The organism is Humibacter sp. RRB41 (genome assembly GCF_022761015.1).
Taxonomy (GTDB): Bacteria; Actinomycetota; Actinomycetes; order Actinomycetales; family Microbacteriaceae; genus Humibacter.
The window spans coordinates 774477-788546 of record NZ_JAKWJQ010000001.1; the positions used below are offsets into that span (position 1 = coordinate 774477).

The following is a 14070-nucleotide window of genomic DNA, read 5'->3' on the forward strand; positions in this document are numbered from 1 at the left end:
CTCACTTGCTCGCCGCGGCTTCGGCGGCCTTCTCGAGAGTGTCGGCGGCCTGCTGAGGTGTCGAACTCCCGCCTGCCACGGATTGCGCCGCCGCGAGGATGGCGTTCTGCACGTCGGCGCTGAGCAGGGCCTCGCGGGGCTCCGATACGCTTCCGACCTTCTTCAGCAGGTCGTTGACCGGGGTGCTCTGCAGAGACGGGTCGACGAACTTGATCTGCGAGAAGTTCGGCTTGATGCCCTTGAGCGTCGGCAGGGTGTCGAGGCGATCGGCGATCGTCTGCTGGCCGTCCTGAGTTGTGGCGATCCACTTGGCGAAGGTCTCGGCAGCCGCCTGGTTCTTGGACTTGGATGCCACGGCAAGGCCGTAGTCGGCGTCGCCGTACATCTCGCTCGTGTTGCCCTTGCCGGCGACATCTGGGAAGGCGACGGGAAGGATCGGGAACGTCTTCGCCCCTGAGACACCGGCGGCGGAGATGGCCTCCTTCATGGCGGTTTCAGTGGAGTACTGCGTGTACCAGGTGCCCATCATGATCATCGCGTACTTGCCGGTGAGGAACTGGTTGTTCGCGTCAGGGTACTGCTGCGCGCCGAGTGCTCCGGACTGCATGATGCCGCTGTCGAAGAGGTCCTTCCAGATGGAAAGAGTCTTGACGATGGTCGGATCATTCCACTTGGCTTTGCCCTCCGATGCCTTGGTCCACAGACCAGGCTTGACGGAATTGGAGATGGATTGCAGCGTGTCCTGGTCGAAGCCCTCCTGTGCCGCGCCCTGCACGAAGCATCCGACACCGTTCTGCTTGAAGACCTGGCAGTCCTTCTTCCACTCGTCGAGGGTGGTCGGCGGCTTCAGCTTGTACTTGTCGAACAGCTCCGAATTGATCCAGAGCATGCCCGCGTAGGTGGAGCCGACCGGTAGAGCGGTCAGCTTGCCCTTGAGCGTCATGCCGCTGATGGCGATAGGAGCGATCTTCGACTTCCAGTCGGAGCCGAGCGCGGCCTTCGCGACGGGCGCCATGTCTTCCGCATACGGCCCGAACTGCTGCACGCGCGCGCCAGGCTGGAGGTCGAAGACGTCCGGTCCGCCGCTGGAAGCGAGAGCCGCGCGAATCGTTGCGTCGTAGCTCGTGATGTCGATCAGCTTGAAGTTGACCTTGATGTTCGGATACTTCTTGTTGAACTGGGCGATGAAGTCCTTCGCCTCCTGGCTGTTCGTGGGTGTCCAGCCCCACCAATTGATGGTTCCCTTCGTGGCGGACCCGCTCGAACTCTGATTGCTGCCGCTGCTGCATGCGGCGAGCCCGAGCGCTGTCATGCCCACCATCGCTGCGACGGTGACCGCCCGCAGCGTCTTCTTCGATCGGAATGGCAAGTGCATTGTGATCCTCTTCGGTTGCGGACACGGCGTCGTATCCGAGTTGGGGAGCCGGAATCGCCCTGATCACGGCCTGCACAGAGGAGTGACGACGTTCCGACCCGAATGCCTGCTGAGGTATCACGCGCATTGACGTCGTTGTTCCTGCTGCGGTCGCGGGGTGCAACCCGCTTTCGTCATGAAACTAGCCAGCGCGAAACTTCATGTCAAGGTTTCTAGTGAAGAACGAAACTTTCGTTACCAATTCGCGCCCCACTGATCGAGCAGCGCCGCCCGCGGGCCGACGCGTATCGAGACCCGATGCACGAGAGGGCCTCGATACGCGGGCCTTCGGCGCGCTACTCGACCAGCGGGGTGCGCGCTCTTCCTGGATCAGCGGGTGCGCGTACGCGGCGTCAGCCGCGGGGCGGCGCCGTGCTCTCGCGCACCACCAGCGACGTCGCCAGCTCGACGCGGCTGAACGCGAGTTCCGGCTCGTCGCGCAGGCGGGTCACCAGGTGCGTCGCCTGCTCCGCCATCGTCGCCAGCGGCACGCGGATGGTCGTGAGCGGCGGCCCCGCCCACTTCGCGATCGCGAGATCGTCGTAGCCGACCACGGAGACGTCACCCGGAATGGTCTTTCCGAGCGATCGGACAGCCTCGTAGACACCGAGGGCGTGCAGATCCGAAGTCGCGAAGATGGCGGTAGGAGGCTCAGGCAGCGCGAGCAGCTCGCGGCCGCCAGTGACGCCATCCGCGTGGTGGAATCGTCCGGAGCGGATGTACTCGGAGCGCACGGGCAGGTGCGCGGCATCCAGTGCTGCGCGGTACCCGGACAATCGTGCCGTCGACGCCATCATGCTGTCGGGGCCGGTGATGATCGCGATGTCGGTGTGGCCGAGTCCGATCAGGTGCTGCGTTGCCAGGAAGCCGCCGTTCCAGTCGGCCGACCCGATCGATGGGGCATCCGACGCCGGCGAGCCGTACGGGTCGATCATCACCATCGGGATGCCGCGGGAGCGCAGGCGCTGCATGTCCTTCGATTCGAGCTGGGCCGCCACCAGGATGATGCCCAGCGGCTGCCTGCGCAGCACACCGTCGACCCAGCCGGCGGCCGGCAGGTGGTCGTCGTCGGACGCCGAGACGACCATGCCCATCTGCTGCTCGCGGGCGACGCGTTCGATGCTGGCGATCGCCGCAGCGCCGAACGGGCTGTCGATCTCGAAACAGAGCACCTCGATGAGAGAAGCGGTGGCCTGGGGTGTCGAGCGTCGGTTGTAGTTGCGATCGTTGAGGAGTGCTTCGACCCTGCTGCGCGTCTCGGCGGAGACCCCTGCGCGGCCGTTCAACACCTTCGATACGGTCGCCACCGACACCCGCGCGAGCGCTGCCACCTCGGCGAGGGTGGCGCGGGACGCGTGTGTCGTGATCGCCTCGCCGTCGGACATGCCCATCACTGTATGCCACAGGATGCCCCTACGAAAGTTTCCACGCCCGTCCGGCACGTTGACGTGCCTGAAGTGTCCCTCTACGCTGACGAGATAGATAGATTTCGTGACACGTGGGAAACATTCATGACCGATCGAACGTCGGCGTTCGCAACCTATCCCTCACTCGAGGGGCAGCACGCCTTCGTGAGCGGCGGCGCCTCCGGGCTCGGACGAGAGTTCGTCTCCCAGCTCGCCGGCCAGGGGTCGAGGGTGTCGTTCGTCGACCTGGATGAGGCATCCGGTCGCTCGCTGGTTGCGGAGATCGTCGAACGCGGTGATCCCGAGCCGGTGTTCTCCGTCGTCGACGTGCGAAACGTTCCGGCGCTGGTCGCGGCGATCGACGACGCAGCCGATCGCTTCGGACCGGTGACCGTGCTCGTGAACAACGCGGCGAACGATTCGCGCCACGCGGTCGCCGAGGTCGACGTCGAGCTCTGGGACGAGCGGATGGCCGTGAACATCCGTCATCACTTCTTCGCGGCGCAGGCGGTGGCGCCCGGCATGCGAAAGGCCGGCCACGGCTCGATCATCAACCTGGGCTCGATCAGCGCGCACATCGACCTCACCGACCTGCCGATCTACATCGCGGCGAAGGCGGGCGTCGAGGGCCTCACCCGCACGCTGGCGAGGGAGCTGGGTGGCGACGGCATCCGCGTGAACTGCGTCATCCCCGGGTGGATCATGACGCAGCGCCAGCTCACGATGTGGGTTGGCGACGCGGAGAGAGAACACATCTACCGCATGCAGGCCCTTCCCGAATTGCTCTACCCCGCCGACGTGGCGCGCATGGTCCTGTGGCTCGCGGCCGAGGACTCCCGTCTCTGCACGGGCCAGACGTGGGTCGTCGACGGCGGCTGGGAGTGATCGTCTTCTCGAGCGGACGGAGGGTGCGATGAAGGCCGAGCAGATCACGGAGCGGGTCGCGGAGCACGGTGAAGGCCCTGTGTGGGATGGCGCGGGCGGCCGCCTGCTCATCGTCGACATGCTCGCCGGCGAGGTGCTCGACCTGGGCGATCCGACGGCCGCCGGGGCTGCGGGAGAACCCGTCACGGCGGTGCGGCATGCTGTCGGGTCTCCGGTGGCTGCGGCGTTGCGGCCTCGGGCATCCGGTGGATTCGTGGTGGCAACGGAACACGGCTTCAGCCTGTTCAGCGATCCGTTCGAGCTCGAGCGCACGGTGCCCGACGTGGTGACGGATGCCGGCATCCGCATGAACGACGGCGGATGCGATCCGCAGGGCAGGTTCTACTGCGGCACCATGGCGTACGACGAGGAGCCGGGCGCCGGGACCCTGTACCGGCTCGACCCGGACGGCTCCACCCACGTGGTGTTCGACGGCGTGACCATCTCGAATGGCCTGCAGTGGAGCGCCGACGGCGAGACCGCGTACTACGTCGACACCCCCACGAACCACATCGACGTGTTCGACTTCGATGGAAAGGATGCCTCGTTCCACGACCGCCGCACGTTCGCCGTCGTCGACCCGACAGACGGGCACCCGGACGGCCTCGCGGTGGATGCCGATGGCGGCGTCTGGGTCGCGCTCTGGAACGGCGGGCAGGTACGCAGGTACGACTCGGCGGGAGCGCTCACCGCCGTCGTCGAGGTGCCGGGCGTGAGCAACACCACCGCTGCCGCGTTCGGCGGGACGGATCTCTCGACGCTGTACATCACGACGTCGAGGCAGGGGATCGCGGACGGTGCGGAGCCTGCTGCAGGCGCCGTCTTCGCGGTCGACCCCGGCATCGCCGGCCGGCCGCTTCCGGTCTTCGACGGGTGAGGCAAGGTTGCGGGCGCTACTCGACCAGCAGCGCTCCATCGACCGTGCGGGGGATTCCCCACGGGTTCGCGTCCTGCAGCGACGGCGGGAGCACGGCATCCGGCACTCCCTGGTACGCGACCGGGCGCAGGAAGCGTGCGATGGATGCCGTCCCCACCGACGTGAAGTGCGGCGCCGTGGTCGCCGGGTACGGCCCGCCGTGCTGCTGCGCGTACGACACGGTGACGCCCGTCGGCCAGCCGTTCCACAGCACGCGGCCCGCCTTGTCGGCGAGTACCGAGACGAGGGCTGCGGCATCCGCGTCGCCTTCCTCGCTCTGCACCGTCGCCGTCAGCTGACCCTCGAGCGCGTTGGCTATCGCGACCGCCTCGTCTGGCGAGTCGTAGCGCACGAGGAGCGCTGCAGGGCCGAAGTGCTCCTCGAGCAGCTCGTGCGGGTGGGCGAGCAGGGCCGCGGCATCCGTCGCGTAGAGCGTGGGCGTCGGCACGTCGGCACTCGTCGGATCTCCGGCGAGCAACTCGACGTCGGAACGATCGGCCAGCGTGCCGAGCCCGGAGAAGAAGCCGTCGCGGATCTTGTCGTCGAGCATGACCCCGCCGCTGGATGCCCGCACTGCGTCCACGACGAGCGGCTCGATTCCTGCGCCGCGCGGCACGAGCAGCACGCCGGGCTTCGTGCAGAACTGGCCCACCCCGAGCGTCATCGATCCGGCGAAACCGGTCGCGATCTCCTCGGCGCGCGCGGCGGCGGCGCTCGCGGTGACGAACACCGGATTCACACTGCCCAACTCGCCATAGAACGGAATAGGAGTCGGACGCGAGGCGGCCAAGTCGAACAGGGCGCGTCCGCCGCGCAGCGATCCGGTGAACGTCGCCACCGTGAGGTCGGGGTGCAGCACCAGGTCGCGTCCGGTCTGCAGCCCCTCGACGAGCGCGAACGTTCCGTCCGGAGCTCCGGATGCCCGCAGTGCGCCTTCGATGTGCGAGGCGACCGCGCGCGACAGTTCAGGGTGTGCAGGGTGCGCCTTCACGACGACGGGGCATCCGGCAGCGATCGCGGCGGCCGTGTCCCCACCCGGAACCGAGAAGGCGAACGGGAAGTTGCTCGCCGCGTACACCGCTGCCACGCCGAGCGGCCGCAGCACGCGACGCAGATCGGGACGCGGTCCCATGCCCCACGTCGGATCGGCGTGGTCGACCGCCGCCTCCAGGTAGGCTCCGCGCTCGAGCAGCTCCGCGAAGAGTCGCAGCTGGAACGTTGTGCGCACGAGCTCCCCGGTAAGGCGTTGCTCAGGCAGGTGACTCTCGCTCATCGCGAGCGGAACGAGGGTGTCCGCGTCGGCATCCAGCGCGTCCGCGATCGCCCGCAGCCAGACGGCCCGTTCCGCCGGAGCCGTCGCGGCGAGCAGCGGGGAGGCCTTCACGGCGGCAGCCATCGCGACGTCGAGGTCGGGGCTCGGCTGAACCGATTCGGACCGTTCCGCTGTTGTGTCGCTCATCGGGTCTCCTTCATCGATCTGGTTCATCGATCTCGCTCGTGGATCTCGTGCATGGGTCTCGCACACCAGCGGCGCCGCGCATACCGGGCCTCGTGGCATCCGAGAAAACGTTTCCCGACTCTATTCTGGTCCATCACCGACCTGTGGTGATCACCGGATTCGTCAGCGTGCCGACGCCCGCGACGTCGATCGTCACCTCGTCGCCCGCCGTGAGTGTGAAGTCCGCGCCGGGCACGATGCCGGTACCCGTCAGCAGGAAGACCCCGTCGGGGAAGTCGAGGCCGCGGAACAGCCAATCGGCGAGGTCCGGCAGAGTGCGGGCCATGGAATCCGTCGCCGTCGCGCCCTCGAACACCGTCTCGCCGCCACGCGTGATCGTCAGCGAGATGTCGAACGGTGGCACGGCCAGCCAGGCGGGCACGATCTCCGGGCCGAGCGCACAGGACGCGGTGTAGACCTTCGCCTGTGGCAGATAGAGCAGGTTCTCGCCCTCGATCGAACGGCTGCTCGCGTCGTTCCCCGGCACGAAGCCGAACACTTCGCCGGTGGCATCGAGCACGACGCCCAGCTCGGGCTCCGGGGCATCCCACGTGGAGTCGGCGCGCACTCCGACAGGGTCGCCGGAAGCCACGACACGTCGCCCGGTCGCCTTGAAGAACAGCTCGGGACGCTCGGCGACGTAGACGCGGTCATAGGGCGAGCCATCCGTCGCCTCCTCGATGCGGCCGTCGCGGCTGCGCAGGTAGGTGACTCCCGCAGCCCACACTTCTTGCGCGTCGTCGATGGGTGCCAACACGCGGTCGACATGGATGCCCGTGCCCGCTGCACTGCCGCCCGTGACACTGGCGCCCGCCGCCTCGACCGCCGCGCGTGCCTGCTCCCGTGGCAGACGCAGCAGCTCGGACAGCGTCATGCCCAGCGGTGCGAAGTCGTCGCCCGAGCGCACGACCCACAATATGTCGTCGCCCGATGCGACTCGGGCGAGGGCGAGGGGTGCTGTGGTGTTCATGCTGTCGTCCTGTCTTGATCGTTGTTCGTCGGGGTTTCGCGAAATGCGCCGGCTGGACCCATCAGTGGGACTCTCTCGTCACGGTCGAGCCGCTCGAGCCGACCAGGAAGTCGAGGTCGGCACCGGTATCGGCACCCTGCACGTGCTCGATGTAGAGCTTCTGCCAGCCGCGGTCCGCCTTCGCAAACGCTCCGGTCTCACGGAACGGCGGCTTGCGCGCTGCGAGTTCCGCATCGTCGACCTCGAGCTGAAGGCTCCGGTTCGGCACGTCGAGCGAGATGACATCGCCGTCGTGCACGAGCGCGAGCGTTCCGCCCGCTGCGGCCTCCGGCGCGACGTGCAGCACCACGGTTCCGTACGCGGTGCCCGACATGCGGCCGTCGCAGACCCGCACCATGTCGCGCACACCCTGCTTGAGAAGCTTGGACGGCAGGGGCAGGTTGGCGACCTCGGGCATGCCCGGGTAACCCTTGGGACCGCAGCCACGCAGCACGAGAACGGAGTCGGCGTCGACATCCAGATCGGGGTCGTCGATGCGAGCGTGGAAATCCTCGATCGAGTCGAAGACCACCGCCTTGCCGCGGTGCACGAGCAGCTCGGGCGTGGCGGCTGCCGGCTTGATGATCGCGCCGCGAGTGGCCAGGTTGCCGCGCAGCACGGCGATGCCCGCGTCATCCTGCAGCGGATCCTCGCGCAGTGAGATGACGTCGCGATCCCAGACGGGGTGGTCGCCGAGGAACTCGGTGAGCGCCGTGCCCATCACGGTCTGCGCGTTCGGGTCGAGCAGGTCCTGCACCTGGTCGAGCACGGCGAGGAAGCCGCCGGCCCGGAACAGGTCCTCCATCAGGTACTCGCCGGCCGGCTGCAGATTCACCAGCAGCGGCACGTCCTTGCCGATGCGGTCGAAGTCGTCGAGCGTCAGGTCGATGCCGAGTCGGCCGGCGATCGCCAGCAGGTGCACGACAGCGTTCGTCGAGCCACCGATCGCGGCGAGGGCGATGATCGCGTTGTGGAACGACTCCTTCGTGATGACGGTGGAGATGCGACGGTCCTGACGCACGAGCTCGACGGCCAGTCGACCGGATGCGTGCGACGCCTCGAGCAGGCGGCTGTCGGGAGCAGGGGTGCCGGCGAGCCCGGGGATCGTCATGCCGAGCGCCTCGGCCATCAGCCCCATCGTGGAAGCCGTGCCCATCGTGTTGCAGTGACCCTTCGACCGGATCATCGACGTCTCCGAGCCCTCGAACTCGGCCTCGGTGAGCGTGCCGGCTCGCACCTCTTCGCTGAGCTGCCACACGCCGGTGCCGCACCCCATCAGGTTGCCGCGGAAGTGCCCGTTCAGCATCGGCCCGCCGGGCACGACGACGGCCGGGATGTCGACGGATGCCGCGCCCATCAGCAAAGCGGGAATCGTCTTGTCGCACCCGCCGAGCAGCACGACGGCATCCACCGGGTTGGCACGCAGCATCTCCTCCACCTGCATCGCCGCCATGTTGCGCCACAGCATGGCTGTGGGTTTCACCAGGGTCTCGCCGAGCCCCATGACCGGAATCTCGAGGGGAATGCCGCCCGCCTCGTACACCCCGTTCTTCACGTACTGCGCCACCTCGTTCAGGTGCATGTTGCATGGAACGAGGTCGCCCGCGGTGTTCGCGATCGCGATCTGCGGGCGCTTGCCGTCGAAGGCATCCGTCGGGATGCCGCGGCGCATCCACGCGCGATGGATGTAGGGGTCACGGCCTTCGCCGCCATACCAGTCCTGGCTCCGCAGTGTCATGGGCAAGCTCCTTTGCTCGGTGAGGCGTCGATGGGGCGTCATGGCGTGCGTTTCGTCGCGTGGCAGCGAGAGACGCAGACTCCAGTCTGCCCAATTTGTTCTGACATCGCGCAATTGAATCGGATTGTCGGGTGCGAGCTCATCGCACGACGGCCGTCACGGAACGAGGATGCCCCGCCCCACCGCCCCGCTCAGCAGAGCGTCGTACGCGAGGTTCACGTCGGCCAGAGGCATCCGATCGCCGATGAGGCGGTCGAGCGGCAGCCGGCCGTCGAGGTAGAGGCCGAAGATGCGCGGAAGATCCAGCGGCGGGTTGGACGAGCCGTACAGCGCGCCGACCACGCGCTTCTGCCGTTGGACCAGCTGGTTGAGCGGAACGGTGAACCGGGTGTCCACCGAGCCGAGACCGAGCGCGACCATGGTGCCGCCTGCCGCGAGGCACTCGAGCGTGGTCTCCAGGGTCTGCTGCCTGCCGACCGCCTCGATCGCCCAGGGCACGCCTTCCCCTCCGGTGATGCGCAGCACCTCGCCGACCAGATCGTCTCGTGAGCTGTTGACGATGTGCGTCGCACCCAGCTCGCGCGCGAGCTCGAGCTTCGCGTCGTCGACATCGGCCACGATCAGCGGATTCGCGCCGACGAGGCGCGCGCCCATCACGCTCGAGAGGCCCACGCCCCCGGCGCCGACGATGAGGATGCCCCGCCCGGCCGCCCGCTCCACGACGTTGAGCACGGCGCCGACGCCCGTCACCACAGCGCACGCAGAGATGGCAGCGACCTCCGGCGGCACGCCGTCGGGCACCGGCACCACGGCGTTCTCGCTGACGACGACACGCTCGGCGAAGCACGAGACGCCCATCAGGTGGTGCAGCTCGCCGCCGTCGGGGAGCGAGAGTCGGCTCGTGCCGTCGGGCAGGCCGCCGGTGGATGCCTGCACCCTGCCGCGTTCGCACAGCGCGGGGTTGCCTGCGAGGCAGGCTGCGCACCGTCCGCACCGCGGGCGCCACAGCAGAGCGACCCGGTCGCCGACGGCGATGCGGCCGTCGGGTTCTGGACCGAGCTGTTCCACGATGCCACAGCCCTCGTGCCCGAGCACCAGAGGGAGCGGTGCGACGAGTTCTCCCGTCACGTAGTGGTAGTCGCTGTGGCACACGCCTGCGGCCTCGATGCGCACGACCAGTTCGCCGCGCTTCGGCGCCGCGAGCACGACCTCCTCGACGGCCGGGCGCACTCCGGCCTCGCGCAGTACGACGGCGCGCACCGTCACGCCGTCCGCTCGACGGGCGTGCCGCTTCGCCGGTCCTGCCCGCCAACGAGCTGGTCGCGAAGCGATTCCGACACCACGCACTGCTCGAACGAGAACGAGTCGGCGAGGGCGTCGAGTTCCTCGTCGCTCAGGCCGCGGAAGAGATCCGCGTACTCCTGAGCGAGCGGCTGGGCGAACAACAGGTTGTTCAGCAGGGTCGACACCCAGTCGAAGCGGCCCCACGGGTACGGATCGAAGTTCGGGAATTCGCGCGCAACGACATCCTGCACGGCCTGGCTCACCTCGCGCACGCCCTCGCCGCCCAGCCGGTCGCTGCCCCACTGGTCGGCGGCCAGCCGGTTCTTCTTGTCGATGAACGCGTCGAACCGTCGACGGTAGGCGGAGTCGGGGGTGACGCGGACAAGGCCCTGGCGGCCGACGTCCTTGTACATCCAGCTCGTCCAGCTCACGTCGTGATCGCGGTAGATCTCGAGCTGGTCAGCCAGGATGCGCCGGCGCATGGCATCCCTGCGCTCGTCGCCCGTGTAGATCGGTGCGAACTCGCCGACCATGATCGGGGTGCCGGTCTTGCGCGCGAACTCCGAGCGCTGCAGGAACTTCTGGTACGCGTAGTCGCGGTCGATCCACACGCCGTCGGTCTCGCCCGGGTAGTCGCCGCCGCGCCCCAGGCCGGCCGCCACGTAGTCGTGCAACGAGTAGACGGTGTTCTCCCACGGCACTGCACCGTTCGACGAGTCACTGTTCGACGAGTCACTGTCGAACATGTCGAACTCGGTGGAATACGTGTTGCCGTCGAGGAAGATCGTGTGGTGCGGGTCGATCGCCCGCACCGCCTCGAACAGCCGGCGGTAGAGCGGACCGACGACACCGCGCGATTCATCGGCCGGCTCGTTCATCAGGTTGTAGCCGGCGACCCAGGTGTTGTGCTTGTAGTGCTCGGCGATGGCCTTCCAGATGTTCTCCACGCGGTCCTGGAAGTGCGGATGCTGCCACAGGTGCGGCAGGTGCGTCTCGTTGTCGGAGTGCCAGTGGTGGTTCTGGCTGCCGGGCAGCGCGTGGAGGTCGATGATCGAGTAGACGCCGTGGCGACCGGATGCCTCGATGGCGCGATCGAGATGGTCGAACGCGGTCGGCAGGATCTCGAACGGACGGTCATCCGATTCGAAGTGCCGGTAGTTCACCGGGATGCGGATGATCGTCATGCCGAGTTCGCCGAGGAAGCGGGCGTCCGCCTCGCCGTAGAACGAGGTGAGCAGTCGTTCGAAGAATCGGTCAGCGCGTTCGGCGCCGATCGCGTTCGTCACCGACGTGCGCATCATCGACTCGTTCGCGGCGTATCCGGTGACGAAGTTCTCCATGTTCAGCCAGCCGCCCACGCAGACACCGGTGAAGCGGATGGGCGCTCCGTACCCGTCGAGGAATCGGGTGCCGTCGGTGCGGACGTACTTCGGCGGTTGCGCGCTGAGCATGGGCGGGACCTCACTGTCTCTTGATGTTTTCGCGTGCTCTGCGTCGTCGTGGCTCGAGCAGATTCGCCGCGTGGAAGGGTGTCCGGATGGAACCGATCGGTGATCGAGTCCCGAACGCGGGTCGACCAAGCGAAATGTTTCGTTTGAGCGAGTTGCTGTTTTCTCAGCGTAGGAAGGGCGATGATCGCTGTCAAGCCGTCGGAGCGGCAGTGGCAATCCAGTCAACTCCCAGCTACCGTCCACGTTTCATAGGTTTTACATGGAGGAGTCAAAGAGGTTTACCGCGTGGGCGGGGTCCACTGGATACATCGAACACCGCAGCACACCAGAACAGGACTCGATCATGAGCAACCAGACACAGCGCCGGCACGTCGCCGGCTGGATCACGGCAGCCGCCGCGGCAACCGCGGTCTTCACCATCGGCGGAGCCGCCCTGAGCTTCGCCACCGTCGACACAGTCGTGTCGGCGCTCTCCGCATCTCCCGCGTCGCAGGGCTCGAACCAGCGCACGGGCTACTACCCCTACGGCGGATCCTCCGGTAGCGACCAGACGCCGGGTGGGAATGGTTCCGGTTCCGGCTCCTCGACGACATCCTCGGGCAGCGCCGCCACGGCGAGCCAGGAGAAGGGAGTCGCCATCATCGACACCGTGCTTCAATACAACGACGCCGAAGCCGCGGGAACGGGCATCATCCTCACGTCGAACGGCGAGATCCTCACCAACAACCACGTTGTCGAGGGTTCCACCAGTATCAAGGTGACCATCGCGTCGACCGGGAAGACCTACGCGGCGACCGTGGTCGGCACCGACGCCACCGACGATGTCGCGGTGCTGCAGCTGACAGGGGCATCCGGCCTCACGACGGCATCCATCGATTCGAGCGGAAGCATCGCCGTGGGCGACGGCGTGACCGCGGTCGGCAACGCCGGCGGCACCGGAACGCTCACCGCGGCCAGCGGCAGCGTGACCGGCACCGACAAGACCATCACCACGCAGGCGGAAGAGGCCGTCGCATCCGAGACGCTGAACGGGCTCATCGAGACCGACGCAGCCATCGAGGCCGGCGACTCCGGCGGACCGCTGTACGACGCATCGGGCGACATCATCGGCATCGACACGGCGGCGTCGTCGAACACGGCGGAGTCCGACGGCTACGCGATCCCGATCGAGGATGCCCTCGGCATCGCCGGTCAGATCGAGTCGGGTGAGTCCAGCTCGACCGTGACGATCGGGCTCCCCGCCTTCCTCGGTGTCGAGGTGGCAGCCGACGGCTCGACGACAGGTGGCGGCGACGCAACCGACCCCGGCTACGGCGGCGGAACCTCGACGACGGTCTCCGGTGCTCAGATCGCCCAGGTGATCGACGGCACGGCGGCGGCATCCGCAGGCCTCGAAGCCGGCGACACCATCACCGCGGTGAACGGCACGGCGATCTCGTCGTCCGACGGGCTGACCGCGACGCTCGCGCAGCTCAAGCCGGGCGCATCCGCCACGATCACCTACACCGACGCGACCGGTGCCTCGAACACCGTGACCGTGACCCTGGGATCCGGCCCCGCGGCCTGATCACATCGCGCAAGCGCCGGACGGGTGGCCTTCGGGTCGCCCGTCCGTGCGTTGGGCGCGATGCCTGGCCGGCGTCAGCTCTGACAGGTCGGGCAGTACCAGGTCTCGCGCAGCTCGAGTTCGTTGCGCCCCAGCTGCATGCGTTTGATCGCGGTGCCGCAGCGACGGCACGGCATCCCCTCGCGGCGGTGCACGTACGATGTGCGGCCGCGCCGCGTCTCGCCGGTCGTCGAGCGCACCGTTCTGTCCTTGTTCGCCACGATCATGCGGTGGGCGAGCGCGACGGTCTTCGGAAGATCGGCGTCGCGCACAGGGCGGGAGGGGAGCATCCCTCGCACGAAGCAGAGTTCGTTGACGTACTCGTTGCCGAGTCCCGCGAGGTTGCGCTGGTCGAGAAGGGCGACGGCGATGGCGGCATCCGGATGCTCAGCAACACGCCGCACCGCCTCACGCTCGTCCCAGTCGTAGCCGAGCAGATCGGGGCCGAGGTGGCCGACGGCATCCGCTTCGCGTACGGTCGGCAGCACCTCGAGCAGGCCGAGTTCGAAGCCGACGGCCTGTGCACGCACCGTGGCGAGCACGGCCCGCGCCTGGAACGCCGGGCGCCGCCAGGGTTCGCCGGGCTCGTAGACCCGCCACTCGCCTTCCATCTTCAAATGGCTGTGGATGGTCTGCCTGCCGACGCGCATGAGCAGGTGCTTGCCGCGGCTGACGACCTCCCGCACGTGCTGTCCGCTGAGATCGAGCGTCGCGAAGGCCGGTACCCGCAGATCGCACCGCGTGAGCACCTGCCCGGCGAGCGCGTCGTTCAGCGCGCGTGCCTGCCGGTACACGGTGTCGCCCTCAGGCATCCCGCGCGCCCG

General features: G+C 67.8%; 11 protein-coding genes. 3 read left to right on the plus strand and 8 right to left on the minus strand.

From position 1 onward, the window contains the following. Window position 1: 1 nt before the first annotated feature. Window positions 2-1375, minus strand: a complete 1374-nt coding sequence (locus tag MJ603_RS03770) for an ABC transporter substrate-binding protein (RefSeq protein ID WP_243062317.1) — start codon at window positions 1373-1375, stop codon at window positions 2-4. Between the two features lie 392 nt (window positions 1376-1767). Beyond that, window positions 1768-2799 carry a LacI family DNA-binding transcriptional regulator gene (locus tag MJ603_RS03775; protein ID WP_243062318.1) on the minus strand — a complete coding sequence of 344 codons (1032 nt, stop codon included), beginning with the start codon at window positions 2797-2799 and terminating at the stop codon, window positions 1768-1770. Window positions 2800-2925: 126 nt separating this feature from the next. On the opposite strand from MJ603_RS03775, the gene MJ603_RS03780 reads away from it, so the two are divergent. Both MJ603_RS03780 and MJ603_RS03785 read left to right on the plus strand, forming a co-directional pair. After that, a complete protein-coding gene (locus MJ603_RS03780) occupies window positions 2926-3705 on the plus strand; it encodes an SDR family NAD(P)-dependent oxidoreductase (protein ID WP_243062319.1) in 780 nt (259 codons plus the stop codon). Between the two features lie 28 nt (window positions 3706-3733). Further along, complete coding sequence (locus tag MJ603_RS03785; RefSeq protein ID WP_243062320.1) at window positions 3734-4621, plus strand: SMP-30/gluconolactonase/LRE family protein; 888 nt, start codon at window positions 3734-3736, stop codon at window positions 4619-4621. A 16-nt stretch (window positions 4622-4637) separates the two neighbouring features. Here MJ603_RS03785 and MJ603_RS03790 read toward each other — a convergent pair whose 3' ends face one another. The 5 genes from MJ603_RS03790 to MJ603_RS03810 form a co-directional block, all read right to left on the minus strand. After that, window positions 4638-6218 (minus strand): aldehyde dehydrogenase (NADP(+)), encoded by a 1581-nt coding sequence (locus tag MJ603_RS03790; protein WP_308220560.1) that lies wholly within the window; start codon window positions 6216-6218, stop codon window positions 4638-4640. Between the two features lie 34 nt (window positions 6219-6252). Next, on the minus strand, window positions 6253-7128 hold the full coding sequence (locus MJ603_RS03795) for a fumarylacetoacetate hydrolase family protein (RefSeq protein WP_243062322.1): 876 nt from the start codon (window positions 7126-7128) through the stop codon (window positions 6253-6255). 61 nt (window positions 7129-7189) lie between these two features. Next, complete coding sequence (locus MJ603_RS03800) at window positions 7190-8905, minus strand: dihydroxy-acid dehydratase (RefSeq protein ID WP_243062323.1); 1716 nt, start codon at window positions 8903-8905, stop codon at window positions 7190-7192. 156 nt (window positions 8906-9061) lie between these two features. Then, a complete protein-coding gene (locus tag MJ603_RS03805) occupies window positions 9062-10171 on the minus strand; it encodes a zinc-binding dehydrogenase (protein ID WP_243062324.1) in 1110 nt (369 codons plus the stop codon). Next, entirely contained in the window at window positions 10168-11640 is a 1473-nt protein-coding gene (locus tag MJ603_RS03810; protein WP_243062325.1) for a glycoside hydrolase family 5 protein, read from the minus strand. The genes MJ603_RS03805 and MJ603_RS03810 overlap by 4 nt, the downstream gene beginning before the upstream one ends. 343 nt (window positions 11641-11983) lie before the next feature. Between MJ603_RS03810 and MJ603_RS03815 the strand changes: the two genes are divergently transcribed. Beyond that, window positions 11984-13207, plus strand: coding sequence for a S1C family serine protease (locus MJ603_RS03815; protein WP_243062326.1), 1224 nt, complete (start codon window positions 11984-11986; stop codon window positions 13205-13207). Between the two features lie 74 nt (window positions 13208-13281). On the opposite strand, the gene MJ603_RS03820 is transcribed toward MJ603_RS03815, so the two are convergent. Beyond that, the gene (locus MJ603_RS03820; RefSeq protein WP_243062327.1) at window positions 13282-14058 is read right to left on the minus strand and encodes a DNA-formamidopyrimidine glycosylase family protein; all 777 of its coding nucleotides are present in this window, start codon (window positions 14056-14058) and stop codon (window positions 13282-13284) included. Window positions 14059-14070: the final 12 nt, after the last annotated feature.

Bases quoted from the DNA above. Each gene is read 5' to 3' on its own strand.
- MJ603_RS03770 (WP_243062317.1), bottom strand. From the start codon at position 1,375: ATGCACTTGCCATTCCGATCGAAGAAGACGCTGCGGGCGGTCACCGTC.
- MJ603_RS03800 (WP_243062323.1), bottom strand. From the start codon at position 8,905: ATGACACTGCGGAGCCAGGACTGGTATGGCGGCGAAGGCCGTGACCCC.
- MJ603_RS03820 (WP_243062327.1), bottom strand. From the start codon at position 14,058: ATGCCTGAGGGCGACACCGTGTACCGGCAGGCACGCGCGCTGAACGAC.
- MJ603_RS03790 (WP_308220560.1), bottom strand. From the start codon at position 6,218: ATGCCACGAGGCCCGGTATGCGCGGCGCCGCTGGTGTGCGAGACCCAT.
- MJ603_RS03780 (WP_243062319.1), top strand. From the start codon at position 2,926: ATGACCGATCGAACGTCGGCGTTCGCAACCTATCCCTCACTCGAGGGG.
- MJ603_RS03810 (WP_243062325.1), bottom strand. From the start codon at position 11,640: ATGCTCAGCGCGCAACCGCCGAAGTACGTCCGCACCGACGGCACCCGA.
- MJ603_RS03785 (WP_243062320.1), top strand. From the start codon at position 3,734: ATGAAGGCCGAGCAGATCACGGAGCGGGTCGCGGAGCACGGTGAAGGC.
- MJ603_RS03795 (WP_243062322.1), bottom strand. From the start codon at position 7,128: ATGAACACCACAGCACCCCTCGCCCTCGCCCGAGTCGCATCGGGCGAC.
- MJ603_RS03815 (WP_243062326.1), top strand. From the start codon at position 11,984: ATGAGCAACCAGACACAGCGCCGGCACGTCGCCGGCTGGATCACGGCA.
- MJ603_RS03775 (WP_243062318.1), bottom strand. From the start codon at position 2,799: ATGTCCGACGGCGAGGCGATCACGACACACGCGTCCCGCGCCACCCTC.